The organism is Micromonospora sp. NPDC049497 (assembly GCF_044465805.1).
GTDB lineage: Bacteria > Actinomycetota > Actinomycetes > Mycobacteriales > Micromonosporaceae > Micromonospora.
The window spans coordinates 1-20,310 of record NZ_JBITMC010000030.1; the positions used below are offsets into that span (position 1 = coordinate 1).

The following is a 20,310-nucleotide window of genomic DNA, read 5'->3' on the forward strand; positions in this document are numbered from 1 at the left end:
CCGGTCACATTCCGAACCCGGAAGCTAAGCCCTCCAGCGCCGATGGTACTGCACCCGGGAGGGTGTGGGAGAGTAGGACACCGCCGGACAATCTTTCCGTTCAGGGCCACCCATTCTTGGGTGGCCCTGAACGCGTTTCCACCCTTTCCGCGGGGCGCCAGCGGCGACGTACACCCGGAGCCGTCAGGGACGGGACTGCATCTGCTCCCGCATGGTCCTCAGCAGGCCGCCGGCCTCGTCGACCGAGCGGCCGGGGAACATGGCCATCACGACGCTGCCGTGGTCGGCCCAGCCACAGACGGCGAAGTCGCCGCCCTCGCCGCTGGTCGTGCCGCACTTCATCACGCCACCCAGTTCGCCGGCGGGAACCTCGCGCAGGGCGGTGACCCGGCCCGTCTCGTCCGCCATCAGGCCGAAGAGACTGTCCAGGTCCCGCTCCGGCTGCCACAGCAGGGTCGTGCCACCGAAGACGAGCACCGACCGGCGCGCGTCGGCCGGATCGCGGTAGACGGTGCCGAAGCTGCGGTCCAGGTCGATGTCGGCGGCGAAGCCGCTGCGCAGGTAGTCGGCGGTGCTGCGGGCCCGGTCGCTGTCGTCCCGGGTCAGTCCCGCGGCGCGCTCCGGCTGGGCGATCTCCGCGTCCTTCTGCTGAGCCACCCGCCACCCGGCGGCGCCGATCGTGCCCGCGCCGACGATGCCCACCAACGCGGCCGCCGCCCAGGCCACCCGACGACGTCGTGACCGGCTCGGCCGTTCGTCCTCGGCCGCTCCGGGGTTCCGGTTGCTCAGCCGGATCGGCTCATCGGTCAGGTCGATCGGATCCTGGTCGTCGTCGACCGGGCGCTCGGTGAGATGTGCGTCGGACATAGCCGACACCGTACGCGAATGACAGGTGGCGCACGTCGGGTCCCGGGAAGCCCTCCGTAGACTTTCAGGGTGACCGAGAGACTGGATGCCCGACGCCCCGACGCCCCGACCCTTGCCGGCCAGTACCAGCCCGGCGAGGTAGAGCAGCGACGGTACGAGCAGTGGGTAGCCGACGGTCGCTTCCGGGCGTCGGCGGACACCGACAAGCCCCCGTTCACCATCGTCATCCCGCCGCCGAACGTCACCGGCTCGCTGCACATGGGCCACGCGCTCGACCACACCGTCCAGGACGCCCTCGTGCGGCGCAAGCGGATGCAGGGCTACGAGGCGCTGTGGCTGCCCGGCATGGACCACGCCGGTATCGCCACCCAGAACGTCGTGGAGCGGCAGCTCGCCGGCCAGGGGCTGTCCCGGCACGACCTCGGCCGGGAGAAGTTCGTCGAGCGGGTCTGGCAGTGGAAGGCCGAGTCCGGCGGCGCGATCCTCGGCCAGATGCGGCGCCTGGGCGACTCCGTCGACTGGGAGCGGGAGCGCTTCACGATGGACGAGGGCCTGTCCCGGGCCGTCCAGACCATGTTCAAGAAGCTCTACGACGACGGGCTGATCTACCGGGCGAACCGGATCATCAACTGGTGCCCGCGCTGCCTGACGGCGCTGTCGGACATCGAGGTCGAGCACACCGACGACGAGGGCGAGCTCGTCTCGATCCGCTACAGCGACGACGTCGTGGTCGCCACCACCCGGGCCGAGACGATGCTCGGCGACACCGCCGTGGCGGTGCACCCCGACGACGAGCGGTACAAGCACCTCATCGGCACCGAGGTCGAGGTGCCGCTGACCGGGCGGCGCATCCCGATCGTGGGCGACGAGCACGTCGACCCCACGTTCGGCACCGGCATGGTCAAGGTGACCCCGGCGCACGACCCGAACGACTTCGAGATCGGCCAGCGACACGACCTGCCCTCGCTCACCGTCATGGACGAGCGCGGCGTGATCACCGCGCACGGTCCGTTCCAGGGCCTGGACCGGTTCGAGGCCCGCCCGGCGATCGTCGCCGCGCTGCGGGAGCAGGGCCGGGTCGTGGCCGAGAAGCGGCCGTACGTGCACGCGGTCGGGCACTGCTCGCGCTGCCGGACGACCGTGGAGCCGCGGCTGTCGCTCCAGTGGTTCGTGAACACCACCCCCCTGGCGAAGGCCGCCGGCGACGCGGTGCGCGACGGCCGGGTCGCGATCGAGCCGGCGGAGCTTGCCAAGCGCTATTTCGCCTGGGTCGACAACATGCACGACTGGTGCATCTCGCGCCAGCTGTGGTGGGGCCACCGCATCCCGGTGTGGTACGGCCCGGCCGGCGAGATCGTCTGCGTCGGCCCCGACGAGCAGCCGCCGACCGGTGAGGGCTGGCACCAGGACGAGGACGTCCTCGACACCTGGTTCTCCAGCGGCCTGTGGCCGTTCTCCACCCTCGGCTGGCCGGAGCACACGCCGGAACTGGCGACGTTCTACCCGACCAGCGTGCTGGTGACCGGCTACGACATCCTCTTCTTCTGGGTCGCCCGGATGATGATGTTCGGCCTGTACGCGATGGACGGGCAGCAGCCGTTCGACGTGGTCGCCCTGCACGGGATGGTCCGCGACGAGCACGGCAAGAAGATGTCCAAGTCGTTCGGCAACGTCGTCGACCCGCTGGACTGGATCGACCGCTTCGGCGCCGATGCGACCCGGTTCACGCTGGCCCGGGGCGCCAACCCCGGCGGGGACGTGCCGGTCAGCGAGGAGTGGTGCCAGGGCTCCCGCAACTTCTGCAACAAGCTCTGGAACGCCACCCGGTTCGCGCTGCTGAACGGCGCGCACACCGAGGGGGAATTGCCGGCCGCCGACCAGCTGTCGACCGTCGACCGGTGGATCCTGTCCCGGCTGGCGCACGTCACCGCCGAGGTGGACGAGCAGTTCGAGGCGTACGAGTTCGCGAAGGTCTGCGACCTGCTCTACCACTTCGCGTGGGACGACGTCTGTGACTGGTACGTGGAGCTGAGCAAGCCGGTGCTCGCCGAGGGCGGCCCCGCCGCCGACGCCACCCGCCGGGTGCTCGGTCACGTGCTGGACCAGCTGCTGCGGCTGCTGCACCCGGTCATTCCGTTCGTCACCGAGGAGCTGTGGATCGCGCTCACCGGCGGCGAGACGATCATGACGGCTGCCTGGCCGGTCGTCGACCGTACGCTCGTCGACGACGCCGCGGAGGCCGAGGTGGGCACCGTGCAGCGGGTCGTCACCGAGATCCGCCGGTTCCGCTCCGACCAGGGGCTGCGGCCCACGCAGCGGGTGTCCGCCCGGCTGGGCGGGCTGACCGGCGCGGGGATCGGCGCGCACGAACCGCTGATCCGGTCGTTGGTCCGGCTGGACGCGGCCGGGGACGACTTCCAGGCCAGCGCCACCCTCGCCGTCGCCGGTGACGTCACCGTCGCCCTGGACACCCGGGGCTCGATCGACGTGGCCGCCGAGCGCGCCCGCCTCACCAAGGACCGCGCGGCGGCCGAGAAGGAGGCCGCGCAGGCCCGGGCGAAGCTCGACAACCCGGCCTTCGTCGGCAAGGCACCGGAGCCGGTGGTCGCCAAGATCCGGGACCGGCTCGCCACCGCCGAGGCCGACCTCGCCCGCATCGACGCCGCTCTGGAGGCGCTTCCCTCGTGACCGACCGCACCGATTTCGCCGCCGTCGAGGCCGAGCTGGCCGGCCGGGGGTTCACCCGCATGGTCTTCGAGTTGGACCGGATCGAGTCCCTGCTCGACCTGTTGGGCAGCCCGCAGCGGGCGTACCCGTCGATCCACCTGACCGGCACCAACGGCAAGACCTCCACCGCCCGGATGATCGACTCGCTGCTGCGGGCCTTCGGGCTGCACACCGGTCGCTACACCAGCCCGCACCTGGAGACCGTCCGGGAGCGGATCAGCCTGGACGGCGAGCCGGTGGGCGAGGAGCGGTTCACCGCCACGTACCGGGAGGTCGCGCCGCTGGCCGCGCTGGTGGACGAGCGGTCCGCCGAGCCGCTGACGTACTTCGACATGACCACGGCGCTGGCGTTCGCGACGTTCGCCGACGCGCCGGTCGACGTGGCCGTGGTCGAGGTGGGGCTCGGCGGCGCCGAGGACGCCACCAACGTCATCCAGGCCGGGGTGGCGGTGCTGACCCCGATCGGCCTGGACCACACCGAGTTCCTGGGCGACACGCTCCAGGACATCGCGCTGGCGAAGTCGGGGATCATCCACAAGGGCGCCACCGTCATCTCCGCCGCGCAGGACGACGAGGCGGCCCGGCCGATCCTGGAACGCTGTGCCGAGGTGGGCGCCACCATCGCCCGGGAGGGCTCCGAGTTCGGGGTCATGCGCCGCGCGGTCGCCGTCGGCGGGCAGGTACTCACACTCCAGGGGCTCGGCGGGGTGTACGAGGAGATCTTCGTACCGCTGCACGGCGCGCACCAGGCGCAGAACGCGGCGGTCGCCCTCGCGGCGGTGGAGGCGTTCCTCGGGGCCGGCACGAAGCGGCAGCTCGACGTGGAGACGGTGCGGGAGGGCTTCGCCGCGGCCAGCTCGCCGGGCCGGCTGGAGAAGGTCCGGACCGCGCCGACGATCCTGCTCGACGGGGCGCACAACCCGCACGGTATGGCCGCGACGGTCGCCGCCCTGCAGGAGGAGTTCGCGTTCAGCAAGCTCGTCGCGGTGGTGGGGGTGCTCGCCGACAAGGACGCGCCCAGCCTTCTGGAACTGCTGGAACCCGTGGTCGACCAGATCGTGGTCACCCGGAACAGCTCACCCCGCGCGATGCCGACCGGGGAGCTGGCGGACCTCGCCGCCGAGGTGTTCGGGCCCGAGCGGGTCGAGGTGGCCGAGGAGATGCCGGACGCCATCGAGGCGGCGGTCGCCCTGGCCGAGGAGGACGTTCCCGGTGAGCTGTCCGGGGTCGGCGTCATCGTCACCGGGTCGGTGGTGACCGTGGCCGACGCCCGCCGGCTGCTCAAGAAATGACCGGTCCGGAGCGGGAGCCGGCGGACGGCACCGAGCGTACGAGCGGACCTGACGCCGGTACGCCGGGCGGACCGCAGCGGCGGTCCGGTCTGCGCGACCCCGAGCGGGCGGTACGCGGGCTGGGCGCCGGCACGCTGGTGCTGGAGGCGCTGGTGCTGCTGCTCGCGATCCAGCCGATCCGGGTGCTCGGCGGCGACCTGAGCGGCGCCGCCGTCGGCGTGGTCGTGGCCCTGGCGGTGGCGGCGGTGCTGCTGGCCGGGACGATGCGGCGGCCGTGGGTCTGGAACGCCGGCACCGTCCTGCAGGGCCTGCTCCTGCTGGCCGGCCTGCTGCACTGGTCGCTGTTCGCCCTGGGCGTCATCTTCGCCCTGGTGTGGGCGTACGCCCTGCACGTGCGCCGGGTGATCCTGGGCTGAACCGTTCGCGCCGCCGGACCCGAGCGGCTCCGGCGGCGCGAACGGGCGCTCGTCAGGCGTCGGCGCGCTCCCGCCACTGGGTGAGGGCGATGCCGTGGCCGTCCGGGTCGCGGAAGGCCGCCGCCCAGACCTCCAGCTTCGTGCCCCGGTTCACCACCCGGGGGGCGTACGTGAAGCGGACGCCCGAGCCGCGCAGCCGGCCGTACGCGGCCTCGATGTCGTCCACCTCGAGGTTGACGTGCACCAGCCGCCGGCTCACCGGGACCGCCTCGGTGACCTCACGCAGCACCAGCCGGGTCGCTCCGGAGGCGAGGACGGCGTTGCCGGCGCCCCGGTCCACCTCGGTGAAGCCCAGGTCCCGGTAGAAGCTCAGCGAGCGGGTCAGGTCGGTGACGAGCAGCGTCACGCCGACACCCGCGATCGGTGAGTCCGGCTCACCGGCGCCCTCCGGGTCGGCTCCCGCACCGGGCTGCCGCCCGAAGATCGCCTCGTCCAGGTCCTCCGCGCCGACTCCGCTCTCCGGCGGCTCGGCGCGCGCCGTCGCGGGATCGTCCAGCGGCAGGTCCAGCGGGTCGAGCGGGTCGAACGGGTCGAACGGGTCGAGCGGCTCCGACGGTGCCGGCACGCGGAAGCGGCGTTCGGCGGTCGGTGCCGCGCTCGGCGTCGCGTCGATCGTCTCCACAGGCACGGTGGAATCGAACGGGCCGTCCGATGTCGGGCTGTCGAACGGGTCACCCGGCGGCGTGTCGTACCGGTCGGCCGCCGGCCCGAACGGGTCCGCCGGGCCTTCGTACGGGTCCGCCGGCCCGCCGTACGGGTCCGCCGGCCCCGAGGGCGCGAAGCCGGCGGTGGGCGGGGGATCGAACTGCTCCTCGGCGGGGGACCGGGGCGTCGGCGTGGCCCGGCGCGGCAACGTGCGCCCACCGCCCGGCTCGACGAGCGTGCCCTCCAGCACCACCGGTTCGCCGGGGCGCTGGTGCAGCACCACCGGCTCGCGCTCCTCGGGCGGGGCTCCCAGGTCGTCCAGGGGGTCCGGAGCCAGCGGGTCGCGGAAGTCGTCGTCCGGCGCCCGGCCCGCCCACGGCGGCGCCTCCTGCGCGATGAGCACCTCTTCGACCGGCTCCGCGCCCGTGTACTCCGGGGGGAGGTCGGCGACGCCGGCGGCGGTCTCCGCGTGGGTGGGCACCTCGTCCCAGAGGACCCGCACGTGGCGCTGGTCGTCGAGGGCCACCCGGATCGGCAGGGCCTGGCCCAGCGACGGCCACTTGGCGACCGGCACCCGGGGCTCGATGATCTTCTTCGACCGGGGCGGCAGCCCGGGTGCGTCGATCACCAGTTGCAGCTCGCAGCGGCCGAAGGCGTACTGGGTGGGTGGCTCGGAGGCGCTGTGCACGTGGCCCTCGCCGACCACCCACGTGCGACCGCCCCCGCGCACCGTGGCCAGCGCGATCGACAGCACCAGCAACGCGACACCGAGCGCGACGATGGCCCAGCTCGGCATGCCGAGGCCGAAAAGGATCATGAAGACGGCCACGGTGCCCAGGACCGCGCCGATCAACTTGCGTACCGGTGCGATGGGTCGGCTCCCGCCATTCGCCACAGTGGACCTCCCGGGGTCAGGGCCAGGCTAGGCCGGATCGGCGGCCGGGGGAAGGACCGGCCGCCGCGCCGGCGCCGGGACCGGGTCGCTAGGCTGACCGTACCCAGATCGACCGGCTTCCGCGCACAGGAGGAACCCAGCGTGTCCAGCACCAGCCCGGCCGAGCGCACGCTCGTACTGATCAAGCCCGACGCGGTCCGTCGCGGGTTGGTCGGCGAGATCATCTCCCGCTTCGAGCGCAAGGGGCTGCGGATCGACGCGATGGAGACGCGGACGCTGGACGGCGACTTCGCCGACCAGCACTACGCCGAGCACGTGGACAAGCCGTTCTACCCGCCGCTGAAGGAGTTCATGACCGGTGGGCCGCTGGTCGCCCTGGTGCTCTCCGGCGACCAGGTGATCGAGGTGGTCCGAGGCATGATCGGCAGCACCGACGGCCGCAAGGCCGCCGCCGGCACCGTCCGGGGCGACCTCTCCCTGTCCAACCGGGAGAACCTGGTGCACGCCTCCGACTCCACCGACAGCGCCAAGCGCGAGATCGGGCTCTGGTTCCCCGCGCTGGGCTGAGCAGACACGACACGGCCGGTACGCGGAGCCCGCGCGCCGGCCGTCGTCGTTCCCGCCTCGTGTCGGTCAGGCGTCCGGCGGAAGCTTGGTGCGGCAGGTGATCGCGATCCGGTTCCACACGTTGATCGTCGCGATCGCCATCAGCAGGTCCGCCAGTTCCTTCTCCGGCCACACCTTGGCCGCCACGTCCCAGACGTCGTCCGGTACGCCGTGGTCGCCGAGCCGGGTGACCGCGTCGGTCAGCGCCAGCGCGGCGCGCTCCCGCTCGTCGAAGAAGGGCGCCTCCCGCCAGGCAGCCACCGCGAAGAGCCGGCGGCTCGACTCACCCGCCGCGAGCGCGTCCCGCGTGTGCATGTCCACGCAGAACGCGCAGCCGTTGAGCATCGACGCCCGGAGCTTCACCAGCTCCAGCACGGTGTGGTCGACGTTCTGCCGGACGTACTTCTCCATGCCCAGCACCGCCTGGTACGCCTCCGGCGCCACCTGTGACGGATCCATCCGCTGCATGTCAACCTCCTGGTGCGGTGTGCGTGACACCCACTCGACGGACCAGCCCGACCCGGCGTGACCGGCCGGCGTGGTGACCCCGCTCACTCGGCTTCGAAGACCGGCGTTAACCGGGGGCCCTTCCTATACCGGAGGCGTTAAGCGGGGGCCCTTCCTTCGCCCCGGATACTCGGCGGCGGACCGGCGGGCTGGTCGAGTACCCTTGGGCGCACAGGCGTCGACCCGGCCATCACCGGCGAGCCTCCGGAAGAAAGGGCCCCCGGGCCCGAGTAGAACCGGACGGGACCGGCCCGTCACAGCCGGCCAACGAGCGGGCGGTCGCACCTTGACCGCCAAGCGGGGTGGTACCGCGGGCCCGGCCCGGCGCGCCGTCGAGGCGTACCGGTCAAGGCTCGTCCTCGCAGACCACGATGAGTGAGCTGCTGCTGAGGAGAGCGACCCCCGATGGCCTATCCGTTGCACGACCCGACCGTCGCCGGTGTCCCGGCGAGCCCGGACCTGCCCGCGGTCGAGCGCCGGGTCCTGGAGCACTGGACGGCCGACAAGACCTTCGAGGCCTCCGTCGAGGCCCGCGAGGCCGGCCGGAACGGCGAGAACGAGTACGTCTTCTACGACGGCCCGCCGTTCGCCAACGGCCTGCCGCACTACGGCCACCTGTTCACCGGGTACGTCAAGGACGTGGTGCCGCGCTACCAGACGATGCGCGGCCGGCACGTCGAGCGGCGCTTCGGCTGGGACTGCCACGGCCTGCCCGCCGAGGTGGTGGCCGAGAAGCAGCTCGGCATCACCAGCAAGGCGGAGATCCTCGACCTGGGCGTGGCCCGGTTCAACGAGGCGTGCCGCACCTCGGTGCTGGAGTTCACCCACGACTGGGAGCGGTACATCAACCGGCAGGCCCGGTGGGTCGACTTCGCCAACGACTACAAGACCCTCGACCTGGACTACATGGAAAGTGTCATGTGGGCCTTCAAGACCCTGCACGACAAGGGCCTGGTCTACGAGGGCTTCCGGGTGCTCGCGTACTGCTGGCGGTGCGAGACGCCGCTGTCGAACACCGAGACCCGGATGGACGACGTCTACCGGGACCGGCACGACCCGACGTTGACCGTGTGGTTCGGGCTGACCGCCGACGAGTCCGCCCCGGAGCTGGTGCGCGGGCCGGTCCGGCTCGGCGTCTGGACGACCACGCCGTGGACGCTGCCGTCGAACCTGGCGCTCGCCGTCGGTCCGGACATCGAGTACGCGGTGCTGGAGCGCGAGGGCCAGCGGTACGTGGTCGGCGCGGCGCGGCTGGCCGCGTACGCCAAGGAGCTGGAGGGCTACGAGCTCCTCGGCACCGTGTACGGCCGCGACCTGGCCGGACGCCGTTACACGCCGCTGTTCGACTTCCTCGTCGAGCAGGCCGGCGAGAACGCCTACCAGGTGCTCGGCGCGGACTTCGTGACCACCGAGGACGGCACCGGGATCGTCCACCTCGCCCCGGCGTTCGGTGAGGACGACCAGAACGTCTGCAACGCCGCCGGCATCCCGACGATCGTCACCGTGGACGACCACACGCGGTTCACCGCGCTGGTGCCGCCGTACCAGGGCGAGCAGGTCTTCGACGTCAACAAGCCGGTGATCCGGGAGCTGAAGGATCGGGGGGTGGTGCTCCGGCAGGACACCTACACCCACTCGTACCCGCACTGCTGGCGCTGCGACACCCCGCTGGTCTACAAGGCGGTGTCGTCGTGGTTCGTCGCGGTGACGCAGTTCCGGGACCGGATGGTCGAGCTGAACCAGCAGATCAACTGGACGCCCGGCCACATCAAGGACGGCTCGTTCGGCAAGTGGCTGGCCAACGCCCGCGACTGGTCGATCAGCCGGAACCGGTTCTGGGGCTCGCCGATCCCGGTGTGGAAGTCCGACGACCCGACGTACCCGCGCGTCGACGTGTACGGCTCGCTGGCCGACATCGAGCGGGACTTCGGCGTACGCCTGACCGACCTGCACCGGCCGGCGGTGGACGACCTGGTCCGGCCCAACCCGGACGACCCCACCGGGCGCTCGATGATGCGCCGCGTGCCGGAGGTGCTGGACTGCTGGTTCGAGTCGGGCTCGATGCCGTTCGCCCAGGTGCACTACCCGTTCGAGAACGCCGACTGGTTCGAGCACCACTACCCGGGTGACTTCATCGTCGAGTACATCGGACAGACCCGCGGCTGGTTCTACACGATGCACGTGCTGGCCACCGCGCTGTTCGACCGGCCGGCGTTCCGCAACTGCCTCAGCCACGGCATCCTGCTCGGCTCCGACGGGCGCAAGATGTCCAAGAGCCTGCGCAACTACCCGGACGTGTACCACGTGTTCGACGCGTACGGCTCCGACGCGATGCGCTGGATGCTGATGTCCTCGCCGGTGCTGCGGGGCGGGGACATGGCCGTCACCGAGGCGGGCATCCGGGACGCCGTCCGGCAGGTGCTGCTGCCGCTGTGGAACGTCTGGTACTTCTTCTCGCTCTACGCCAACGCCGACTCCTACACCGCCCGCCGTCGTACCGACTCCACGCACCTGCTCGACCGGTACGTGCTGGCCAAGACGCGGGAACTGGTGGAGACGGTCGGCGCGCAGATGGACGCGTACGACATCTCCGGCGCCTGCGCCACCGTCCGGTCCTACCTGGACGCGCTGACCAACTGGTACGTGCGCCGCTCGAGGGACCGGTTCTGGTCCGGCGACGCCGACGCCTTCGACACCCTGTCGACGGTGTTGGAGACGCTCTGCCGGGTGGTGGCGCCGCTGGCGCCGCTGACGGCGGAGGAGATCTGGCGTGGCCTGACCGGCGAGCGGTCGGTGCACCTGACCGACTGGCCGTCCGCCGAGGAGTTCCCGGCCGACCACGACCTGGTCGCGGCCATGGACGCCACCCGCGAGGTCTGCTCGGCGGCGCTGTCGCTGCGCAAGGCGAAGGGCCTGCGGGTGCGGCTGCCCCTGTCGAGGCTCACCGTGGCGTCGCCGGTGGCGGCGCAGCTCCGGCCGTTCGGCGACCTGGTCGCCGACGAGGTCAACGTCAAGGCGGTGGAGTTCACCGACGCGGTGGCCGACTACTGCCAGCAGGTGCTGACCGTGGTGCCCCGGGCGCTCGGCCCGCGGGTCGGCAAGGCGGTGCAGCAGGTCATCAAGGCGGTCAAGGCGGGAGAGTGGGAGCTTCACGACGGCGCCCCGGTCGCCGCCGGGGTGACGCTCGCCGAGGGTGAGTACGAGCTGCGCCTGGTCGCGGCCGACGCCGAGCACTCCGCCCCGCTGCCCGGCGGGGAGGGCGTGGTCGTGCTGGACACCGAGGTCACCCCGGAACTGGCCGCCGAGGGGCTGGCCCGGGACGTCGTCCGGGTGGTGCAGCAGGCCCGCCGGGACGCCGACCTGGACGTGTCGGACCGGATCGTGGTGCTGGTCGGCGCCTCCGAGGAGGTCCGGGCCGCGGTTGCCGGCTTCATCGACTTCGTCGCCCGGGAGGTGCTCGCCGACTCGGTGGACTTCGCCGACGAGGTGGAGGGCTTCACCGGCGAGGTCGGCGAGGGCGACCGCGTGACGGTCTCCGTCCGCCGCCGCTAGGGGTGGACCGCCCGCCACCTCGGTCGGGGTGGCGGGCGGTCGTCCGCTACGGTGACACCGCCTGTTCAGCACACATCTGCCGGAGGACCAGTGCCGCTGCTCTACACCATCGGCAAGCTCACCGTGGCGCCCGCGCTGCGGTTGGCGTTCCGACCGACCGTGGAGGGGTTGGAGCACATCCCGGAGACCGGCGGCGCGATCTTCGCCGGCAACCACCTGTCGGTCGCCGACGAGCTGTTCCTCGGCACCGCGGTTCCCCGGCACCTGGCGTTCTGGGCGAAGTCCGACTACTACAAGGGCACCGGGGTGAAGGGCGCGTTCCAGCGGTTCGTGTTCAACGGCCTCGGCGCCATCCCGGTCGAGCGCGCCGGCGGGCGGGCGGCGCTGTCCGCGTTCGACGCGGCGATCCCCGCGCTCAGGGGTGGGGACCTGGTCGCCATCTACCCGGAGGGGACCCGGTCGCCCGACGGGCGGCTCTACCGCGGCCGCACCGGCGCCGCCCGGCTGGCCCTCGCCGCGGGTGTCCCGGTCATTCCCGTCGGCATGATCGGCACCGACAAGGCCCAGCCGATCGGCGCCCGCTTCCCCCGGCCCGGCACCGCCAAGATCACCATTCGGTTCGGCAAGCCCCTGGACTTCACCGGCCGCTCCGACGACCGCACCTCGCTGCGGGAGATGACCGACGAGCTGATGGGTGAGATCCAGAAGCTCACCGGCCAGGAGTACGTGCCCCGCTACGCCCCGCCGCGCGCCCACCCGCCGCTGGCCGGCGAGCCCGGGGCGGTCTGACCCGGCGGCGCCGCCACATCCTTCGCCGATGGGCGTTCAGCTCTGCTGTGGTGTGACGATCTGGGTCCGGAGCTCGTCGAGCAGGGCCGCGCTGTCGTCCAGCGAGAGCCGGGTGAAGACCGCGGTGGCGATGCTGCCGTGGTCGACCGAGGTGCAGACCACCACGTCGGCGCCGTTGGACCGGCCCACCGCGCAGCGCTCGTGCCGGCCGCGTACGTCGGTGTCGATCACCTGCGCGTCGCCCAGCGCGTACTCCTCGCGCAGCCGGCTGATCTCGGCGTCCGCGTCCGACTCCGGGGCGAACCGGAAACCGGTGCCGCCGAAGACGGTCACCCGCTTGCCGGTCGGGGTGGTGTAGACGCCGGCGAAGGTGTCCTCGGCGAGCCAGTGCGCCGCGCGTACCTGCGCCTCCAGTTCCCTGGCGGTCTGCGTGCTGCGGCTGTCCTCGCGGAGCCGCAGGTCGGCCACCTGGGCCGGCAGCGCGGCCGTCGCCGGGTACTGGGTCGCCATCGGCACGCCGAACCAGGCCGGGCAGCCGCAGCAGCACGCCAGGGTGAGCAGTAGCAGCCAGGGCCAGCGGCGGCGCCGGCGCACGGGCACCGGGACGTACCCCTTGGGGGCCTGCCAGCCGGGCGGCGGCGCCGTCGGCGGCGGCGCACCCCGGCCCTTCTTCTTCTGCTTGGGACGCGCGGGCGGCAGGGCCGGTGCCAGCGGCGTGGGGGCCGGGCGCGGCGCCGGCTGCGGATACGCGGGCGGCGCGGGGTACCCGACCGGCTGCGGCGGCGCCGGGTACGCGACCGGAGGCGGAGACACCTGGTACGGCATCGCGGGCGGTGCGGGCGGCCCGGAGTACGGGCGGGTCGTCGGCGGCGCCGGGTAGGGCAGGGTCGGCGGGAGGTGGGGCATCTCCGCCGAGGGCAGCTCCCAGCCCCCGGTGTCGGCACCCGCCCAGGGATCCACCGGCGCCTGGTGCTCGGGCAGCGGAGACGGAGGCGCCGGGGTGGGCTCGGCCGACTCGCCCCAGCCACGCTTGCGCGGCGGCGGGGGCGGCACGGCGGCGGACCCGCTCCACTTGGGCGCGGGCGGCTCCGGCGGCTGCTCGTCGGACCGCTGACCGGCGGGCTCCGGCTCGTCGGCCGGCAATGCGCGGGTGCCCTGCGGGCCCACGGCCGGTTCGGCGGCGGGCTCCGGCTCGTCGGCCGGCAGCGCCCGCGTGCCGTGCGGGCCGTCGGTGGGCCGCCCGGCCGCCTCCGGCTCGTCGGTGTCCAGCTCACGGGTGCCCTCCGGGCCCGTGCGGGGCTCGTCACCCGACGGTACGGGGGAGGGCGTGGCCTCCTCGGTGACCGCCGGATCCCGGTCCCGGTGCGGGTCCGGGGTGTCCCCGTCGGCCGGCCGGTCTGCACCCGGCTGCGGCTGCGGCATCGCGGCAATCTCCTCTCGCGCCCGTTGCGAGGTTAGTACCGGCGCGCCACCCCCGACGAATCCGCTGGTGCGGCCGGCCGGTGGCGTGCGCGCCGTCACCGGCGGCAGGCCGCGTACCCTTGGGCTTCATGAGCGTCCCGTCGACCACGCCGCGCCCGACCGCGGCCCATTCCGTGTGGCCACAGCTGGAGCCGCTGCTGCCCCAGGTGACCAAGCCCATCCAGTACGTCGGTGGCGAGCTGGGTGCGGTGGTCAAGGACTGGGACGCGGCGACCGTCCGGTGGGCGCTGATGTACCCCGACGCGTACGAGGTGGGCCTGCCCAACCAGGGCGTGCAGATCCTCTACGAGGTCCTCAACGAGCTGCCCGACGTGCTGGCCGAGCGCACGTACGCGGTCTGGCCGGACCTGGAGGCGCTGATGCGCTCCCACGCCGTGCCGCAGTTCACCGTCGACGCGCACCGCGCCGTCCGCGCCTTCGACGTGTTCGGCGTGTCCTTCTCCACCGAGCTGGGTTACACCAACCTGCTCACCGCGATCGACCTGGCCGGCATCCCGATGCTGGCGGCCGACCGCACCGACGACGACCCGGTGATCGTGGCCGGCGGGCACGCCGCGTTCAACCCGGAGCCGATCGCCGACTTCGTCGACGCCGCCGTGCTCGGCGACGGCGAGGAGGCGGTCCTGGAGATCACCGCGATCGTCCGGGAGTGGAAGGCCGAGGGCTCGCCCGGTGGTCGGGACGAGCTGCTGCTGCGGCTGGCCCGCACCGAGAGCGTGTACGTGCCGCGCTTCTACGACGTGGACTACCTGCCCGACGGCCGGATCCAGCGGGTCGTGCCGAACCGGGCGGACGTGCCGTTCCGGGTGCACAAGCGCACGACGATGGACCTGGACGCCTGGCCGTACCCGAAGAAGCCGCTGGTCCCGCTGGCCGAGACCGTGCACGAGCGGTACGCGGTGGAGATCTTCCGGGGCTGCACCCGGGGCTGCCGCTTCTGTCAGGCCGGCATGATCACCCGCCCGGTGCGGGAGCGTTCGATCACCACCGTCGGCCAGATGGTGAAGGAGGGGCTGGAGTTCTCCGGCTTCCACGAGGTGGGCCTGCTGTCGCTGTCGTCGGCCGACCACTCCGAGATCGGTGACATGTGCTCGGGCCTCGCCCAGCAGTACGAGGGCACGAACGTGTCGCTCTCGCTGCCGTCGACCCGGGTGGACGCGTTCAACATCGACCTCGCGCAGGAGTTGTCGCGCAACGGTCGGCGTACCGGTCTGACGTTCGCCCCCGAGGGCGGGTCGGAGCGGATCCGCAAGGTGATCAACAAGATGGTGTCGAAGGATGACCTCATCCGCACCGTGGTCACCGCGTACACCAACGGCTGGCGGCAGGTGAAGCTGTACTTCATGTGCGGCCTGCCCACGGAGACCGACGAGGACGTCCTCGAGATCGCGGACATGGCGCACGAGGTCATCCGCGCCGGTCGCGCCGCCACCGGCTCCAAGGACATCCGCTGCACCGTCTCCATCGGCGGTTTCGTGCCGAAGCCGCACACCCCGTTCCAGTGGGCGTCGATGGAGCGGCCGGAGGTCATCGACGGCCGGCTGAAGATGCTCAAGCAGGCCATCAACTCCGACCGTTCGCTGGGTCGGGCGATCGGCTTCCGCTACCACGACGGCGAGCCGTCGCTGATCGAGGGCCTGCTCTCCCGTGGTGACCGCCGGGTCGGCGCGGTGATCCGCAGGGTGTGGGAGAACGGCGGCCGGTTCGACGGCTGGAGCGAGCACTTCTCGTACCAGCGCTGGGTGCAGGCCGCCGACGAGGTCCTGCCGACCTTCGGGGTGGACCTCGACTGGTACACCACCCGGGAGCGCGACGAGCTGGAGGTCCTGCCGTGGGACCACCTGGACTCGGGCCTGGACAAGGACTGGCTCTGGCAGGACTGGCAGGACTCGCTGTCGGAGTACGAGCAGGACGACTGCCGGTGGACCCCGTGCTTCGACTGCGGCGTCTGCCCGTCGATGGACACCGAGATCCAGATCGGTCCCACCGGCAGGAAGCTCCTGCCGCTGACCCCGATCAACGGCGGCGGCCTCAAGCTCCCGACCGGCGCCCAGCAGTGACCGTTCGGAGCGGGTGCGCCGTGCGTCTCCCGCGCGCCGCCCGCTCCGCCCGGTGATCATGAAGCTATTGTCTCCGGCACGGCGTGTCGCCGACAACAACTTCATGATCAACCGGTTCTGACACCGAGGAGCACGACGATCAGTAAGAGACCACAGCCCGAGGGCGGGCAGGCGCCGGTCGTCCAGCGCGTCCGGATCCGGTACGCCAAGCGCGGGCCGCTGCGGTTCACCTCGCACCGGGACTTCGCCCGCGCCTTCGAGCGGGCGCTGCGCCGGGCCGGCGTCCCGATCGCCTTCTCCCAGGGCTTCACCCCGCACCCGAAGATCTCGTACGCCAGCGCCGCCCCCACCGGCGTGGCCAGCGAGGCCGAGTACCTGGAGATCGGCCTGCGCGAGGAGGTCGACCCGGAGCAGCTGCGCGCGGCTCTCGACGCCGCCCTGTCGCCCGGGCTCGACGTCTTGGACGCGGTGGTGGCCGGTGGCGGCAGCCTGGCCGACCGGATCGAGGCCTCGCACTGGCGCATCGAGTTGCCCGAGGTCGACCCCGGTGTCGCACAACGGGCGGTTTCCGCCTTCACGGCCGCCGACGAGGTCCTCGTCGAGCGCATGACCAAGCAGGGGCGACGCACCTTCGACGCCCGTTCGGCGGTCATCTCCATCGATGTCGTATCGCCGACGGAGACGCCTTCCGAGGTCGCGGCCGTGCCGTGTGCGATACTCGAACTGGTCGTGCGGCAGGTCACCCCGTCCGTGCGACCCGATGACGTCCTTTCCGGCCTCCGCGTGGTGGCCGACCTGGAGCCGCCGGTCTCCCCGAAGGTGATCCGGCTGGCGCAGGGCACGCTGACCGCGCAGGGCGCGATCACGGATCCGTTGGACGCGGACCGCGACGGGGCATCCATCGGCGAACGCTGACCGTCGGTCAGTGTTCGGGCAGGCAGACTTCGGCGGTCGTGCGACCAGCGCGACCGGCGGAAACACTTTTGCGGCGACCCTGCGTGGCAGCGCTCACACGCGCCCGGGGCAGCCAGAACTGGAGAACGTCCATGCTCGAGAACGAGCCCGAGGGCGGCGAACGCACCGGTTCCCAGCCGGCCGGCGACACCGCTGAACAGCACAACGCGTCGTCGGAGCAGTCCTCCGCCGGCGGTACCTCGCCAGGTGCGGCGACCGGCGACGTGGCCGGACCCGCACCGAGCGAGGCCGCCGGCAGCGGCACCGCCGACCTGGGGGAGCCCAAGGCGCCCGCCCGGCGGCGGGTCAGCCGCCGCAAGGCCGCCCCGCTGAACCAGCCGGAGCAGACCGAGGCGCCGGTCGAGGCGCCGGTCGAGGCGAGCGCCGCCGCGCAGGGCAGCGGTGAGTCCCCGCAGGCGGAGGTCCTCGCCCCGGTGACCGCAGACCTCGACCCCGCCGCCAAGACCCCGCGCCGCCGCCGCAAGGCCACCACCGCGAAGGCCGCCGCCGAGGAGCCGGTCGTCGCCGACGGTGTCGAGGCGGCCACCGAGGACGTCGTACCGCCGGTCAAGGTGACGCGTACCCGCCGCCGCAAGGCCGCCCCCGCGGCGGCCGACCCGGCCGCGGAGACCCCGGCCGAGGTGGCCGGGATCCCCGAGCCGACCGCGCCCGCCGTGGGCGGCGAAGTCGCGGAGACCACGCCGGAGGAGCCCGAGGAGCCCGAGGCCGGCACCGCCTTCGGCGCCGCCGCGCAGGCCGTCGTGGATGCCGCCGCCGCCGCGGCCCGGCCCGTCGCCGAGGACGCCGCGGCCGCGCAGCCGGCCGCGTTGAGCGGGACCGAGAGCCGCTCCGGGGAGGTGCCGCCGGGTGTCGCGGTGTCCGCGCCGACCGGCGAGCCCGCCGCGGAGACGCCGGCCGCCGAGCCCGAGCCACGCACCCGCCGCCGCCGGGCGGCGCTGTCCGCGCCCACCGTGCTGTTCATGGCACCGCAGCCGGAGGACGTGCCGGTCGTGCGGGCCGCCGCCCCGGCGCCGGCCGTCGCCGAGGAGCCCGCCGAGGAGGAGCCGGCCGAGCCGTCGCGCCGCCGCCGGCGGGGTCGCCGCGAGGCCGAGCAGGTCGAGGCGGTGGAGCCCGTCGAGGCCGAGGAGGAGCCCACCGAGGAGGCCGAGGAGGAGGCCGGCGACGAGGACGAGGACGAGAGCGCGGCGGCCCGCCGCCGGCGTCGTCGTGGTCGTCGTGGCCGTGGCCGTGGCAAGGGTGGCGCGGACGACACCGAGGACGAGGAGTCCGAGGAGGCCGCGCAGGCCGAGGACGAAGAGGCCGAGGCCGAGGACGAGGAGGCCGAGAGCGAGGGCGAGGGCGACGGGATGACCCGTCGCCGTCGCCGCCGTCGCCGTCGGGGTGCCGGTGACGTCGAGGGCGGTGCCGACGACGGCGTGCCCACCGTCGTCAAGATCCGGGAGCCCCGCAAGACCGTCGACGAGGTGCAGGGCGTCTCCGGCTCGACCCGGCTGGAGGCCAAGCGTCAGCGCCGCCGGGACGGCCGGGAGCAGCGTCGTACCCGTCCGCCGATCCTCAGCGAGTCCGAGTTCCTGGCCCGCCGGGAGGCGGTCGACCGGGTGATGGCCGTCCGTCAGCGCGGCGACCGCACGCAGATCGCCGTCCTGGAGGACGGTGTGCTGGTCGAGCACTACGTCACCCGGAACTCCTCCGGCACGATGGCGGGCAACGTCTACCTCGGCAAGGTGCAGAACGTCCTGCCGAGCATGGAGGCGGCCTTCGTCGACGTCGGGCGCGGTCGCAACGCCGTCCTGTACGCGGGCGAGGTCAACTGGGACACCAGCGGCCTGGAGGGCCGGGCGCGCTCGATCGAGCAGGCCCTCAAGTCCGGCGACTCGGTGCTGGTGCAGGTCACCAAGGACCCGATCGGGCACAAGGGCGCGCGGCTGACCAGCCACATCGCGCTCTCCGGCCGGCACCTCGTCTACGTGCCCAACGGCAACGCCTCCGGCATCAGCCGGAAGCTGCCGGACAACGAGCGCAAGCGGCTGCGGGACGTGCTGAAGAAGCTCGTTCCGGACGGCGCGGGCGTGATCGTCCGGACCGCCGCCGAGGGCGCCACCGAGGACGAGTTGGCCCGCGACGTCAAGCGGCTCCAGGCCCAGTGGGAGGACATCCAGGCCAAGGCCGCCGAGGGCGGTGCCCCGGTGCTGCTCTACGAGGAGCCGGACCTGGTCATCCGGGTGGTCCGGGACCTCTTCAACGAGGACTTCCGTGAGCTGATCATCGAGGGCGAGCAGTCGTACGACATGGTCGAGTCGTACCTGTCGCACGTCTCGCCGGACCTGGTCGCCCGGCTGCGCCGGCACGTCGGCACCACCGACGTGTTCGCCGAGTACCGGATCGACGAGCAGATCATCAAGGGGCTGGACCGCAAGGTCTTCCTCCCCTCCGGTGGTTCGCTGGTGATCGACCGGACCGAGGCGATGACCGTCGTCGACGTCAACACCGGCAAGTACACCGGCTCCGGGGGCAACCTCGAGGAGACGGTGACCCGGAACAACCTGGAGGCGGCCGAGGAGATCGTCCGTCAGCTGCGGCTGCGCGACATCGGTGGCATCGTGGTGATCGACTTCATCGACATGGTCCTGGAGTCCAACCGCGAGCTGGTGCTGCGCCGGCTGACCGAGTGCCTGGGCCGGGACCGCACCAAGCACCAGGTCACCGAGATCACCTCGCTGGGCCTGGTGCAGATGACCCGGAAGCGGATCGGCGCCGGCCTGTTGGAGGCGTTCAGCGAGCCCTGCGAGTGCTGCAAGGGCCGGGGCCTGGTCATCCACACCGAGCCGGTGCCGGAGAAGCCGCGCGCCGGTGGTGCGGGGGAGAAGGTCAAGGCCGTGGCCACGGCCGCTCCGGCCACTCCGGCGGCTCCGGCGGCCGAGCAGCCGGTCTCGTCCCGGCGCCGGGCGCGCAAGGGCGTACCGGCCGAGCGGACCGTGGCCGAGGTCACCGAGACCGACAGCGCGGGTGCCGCCGCCGTCGTGGAGGCTGACTACCACGACACGATGGGCTACGACCTGTCCCGTTACGAGGCCGACACCCCGGCCGCCCCTGCTGTCAGCGACGCCCAGACGGGCGAGTCGGCCCGACTGGCCGCGGCGGACGACCCGGATGCGATCTCCGACGACGACGCCGAGGAGACCGAGGGTGGCACGGGCCGCCGCCGGTCCCGTCGGGGTGGGGCACGCCGCCGTACGCGCCCGTGACGCGCTGACCGAGCATCGACCGAGCCCCTGCACCGGATCGCCGGTGGAGGGGCTCCGTCGTACCCGTCGGGGGGTGTGCGGAGGGGTCGGTTTGGGTGTCCGGCCTGCGATGGCGTACTCTTGCCGGCGGCGCACTTTTGGTGTGCCGAGTTCCCGCGTGCCCGCGCCGCCGTGCTTCTGCTACCCGGCGAG

At 72.8% G+C, this 20,310-nt stretch carries 13 protein-coding genes and 1 rRNA gene; 10 read left to right on the forward strand and 4 right to left on the reverse strand.

Features of this window, described 5'->3' with window-relative positions:
- A 5S ribosomal RNA gene (gene rrf, locus ACIBR0_RS27245) occupies window positions 1-89 on the forward strand; the annotation flags it as partial.
- A 94-nt stretch (window positions 90-183) separates the two neighbouring features.
- Here rrf and ACIBR0_RS27250 read toward each other — a convergent pair.
- Window positions 184-867 (reverse strand): hypothetical protein, encoded by a 684-nt coding sequence (locus tag ACIBR0_RS27250; protein WP_396720346.1) that lies wholly within the window; start codon window positions 865-867, stop codon window positions 184-186.
- 69 nt (window positions 868-936) lie between these two features.
- Between ACIBR0_RS27250 and ACIBR0_RS27255 the strand changes: the two genes are divergently transcribed.
- The 3 genes from ACIBR0_RS27255 to ACIBR0_RS27265 are packed head-to-tail and all read left to right on the forward strand — an operon-like array spanning window position 937 to window position 5,302.
- Window positions 937-3,555: a valine--tRNA ligase gene (locus ACIBR0_RS27255; protein ID WP_396720349.1), complete on the forward strand. Its 2,619-nt coding sequence runs from the start codon at window positions 937-939 to the stop codon at window positions 3,553-3,555.
- Window positions 3,552-4,886, forward strand: a complete 1,335-nt coding sequence (locus tag ACIBR0_RS27260; RefSeq protein WP_396720351.1) for a bifunctional folylpolyglutamate synthase/dihydrofolate synthase — start codon at window positions 3,552-3,554, stop codon at window positions 4,884-4,886. The genes ACIBR0_RS27255 and ACIBR0_RS27260 overlap by 4 nt, the downstream gene beginning before the upstream one ends.
- Window positions 4,883-5,302, forward strand: coding sequence for a DUF4233 domain-containing protein (locus tag ACIBR0_RS27265; RefSeq protein ID WP_357033077.1), 420 nt, complete (start codon window positions 4,883-4,885; stop codon window positions 5,300-5,302). The genes ACIBR0_RS27260 and ACIBR0_RS27265 overlap by 4 nt, the downstream gene beginning before the upstream one ends.
- A gap of 52 nt (window positions 5,303-5,354) precedes the next feature.
- Here the strand turns inward: ACIBR0_RS27265 and ACIBR0_RS27270 are convergent, their stop codons facing one another.
- Window positions 5,355-6,902, reverse strand: a complete 1,548-nt coding sequence (locus tag ACIBR0_RS27270; RefSeq protein WP_396720353.1) for a VOC family protein — start codon at window positions 6,900-6,902, stop codon at window positions 5,355-5,357.
- 141 nt (window positions 6,903-7,043) lie between these two features.
- Between ACIBR0_RS27270 and ndk the strand changes: the two genes are divergently transcribed.
- Window positions 7,044-7,469 carry a nucleoside-diphosphate kinase gene (ndk, locus tag ACIBR0_RS27275; RefSeq protein WP_357033083.1) on the forward strand — a complete coding sequence of 142 codons (426 nt, stop codon included), beginning with the start codon at window positions 7,044-7,046 and terminating at the stop codon, window positions 7,467-7,469.
- A 66-nt stretch (window positions 7,470-7,535) separates the two neighbouring features.
- Here the strand turns inward: ndk and ACIBR0_RS27280 are convergent, their stop codons facing one another.
- Window positions 7,536-7,976, reverse strand: coding sequence for a carboxymuconolactone decarboxylase family protein (locus ACIBR0_RS27280; RefSeq protein ID WP_396720356.1), 441 nt, complete (start codon window positions 7,974-7,976; stop codon window positions 7,536-7,538).
- 444 nt (window positions 7,977-8,420) lie between these two features.
- Here ACIBR0_RS27280 and ileS point away from each other — a divergent pair, with 444 nt between their 5' ends.
- Window positions 8,421-11,567 (forward strand): isoleucine--tRNA ligase, encoded by a 3,147-nt coding sequence (gene ileS / locus ACIBR0_RS27285; protein ID WP_396720358.1) that lies wholly within the window; start codon window positions 8,421-8,423, stop codon window positions 11,565-11,567.
- A gap of 90 nt (window positions 11,568-11,657) precedes the next feature.
- Window positions 11,658-12,356 (forward strand): lysophospholipid acyltransferase family protein, encoded by a 699-nt coding sequence (locus tag ACIBR0_RS27290; RefSeq protein ID WP_396720360.1) that lies wholly within the window; start codon window positions 11,658-11,660, stop codon window positions 12,354-12,356.
- A gap of 36 nt (window positions 12,357-12,392) precedes the next feature.
- On the opposite strand, the gene ACIBR0_RS27295 is transcribed toward ACIBR0_RS27290, so the two are convergent.
- Window positions 12,393-13,778 carry a hypothetical protein gene (locus ACIBR0_RS27295; protein ID WP_396720362.1) on the reverse strand — a complete coding sequence of 462 codons (1,386 nt, stop codon included), beginning with the start codon at window positions 13,776-13,778 and terminating at the stop codon, window positions 12,393-12,395.
- 128 nt (window positions 13,779-13,906) lie between these two features.
- Between ACIBR0_RS27295 and ACIBR0_RS27300 the strand changes: the two genes are divergently transcribed.
- The 3 genes from ACIBR0_RS27300 to ACIBR0_RS27310 all read left to right on the forward strand — a co-directional run bounded on the left by ACIBR0_RS27300 (window position 13,907) and on the right by ACIBR0_RS27310 (window position 20,118).
- Window positions 13,907-15,898 carry a TIGR03960 family B12-binding radical SAM protein gene (locus ACIBR0_RS27300; RefSeq protein ID WP_396720364.1) on the forward strand — a complete coding sequence of 664 codons (1,992 nt, stop codon included), beginning with the start codon at window positions 13,907-13,909 and terminating at the stop codon, window positions 15,896-15,898.
- Between the two features lie 195 nt (window positions 15,899-16,093).
- A complete protein-coding gene (locus tag ACIBR0_RS27305) occupies window positions 16,094-16,813 on the forward strand; it encodes a TIGR03936 family radical SAM-associated protein (protein ID WP_396720424.1) in 720 nt (239 codons plus the stop codon).
- A 131-nt stretch (window positions 16,814-16,944) separates the two neighbouring features.
- Window positions 16,945-20,118 (forward strand): Rne/Rng family ribonuclease, encoded by a 3,174-nt coding sequence (locus ACIBR0_RS27310; RefSeq protein ID WP_396720366.1) that lies wholly within the window; start codon window positions 16,945-16,947, stop codon window positions 20,116-20,118.
- Window positions 20,119-20,310: the final 192 nt, after the last annotated feature.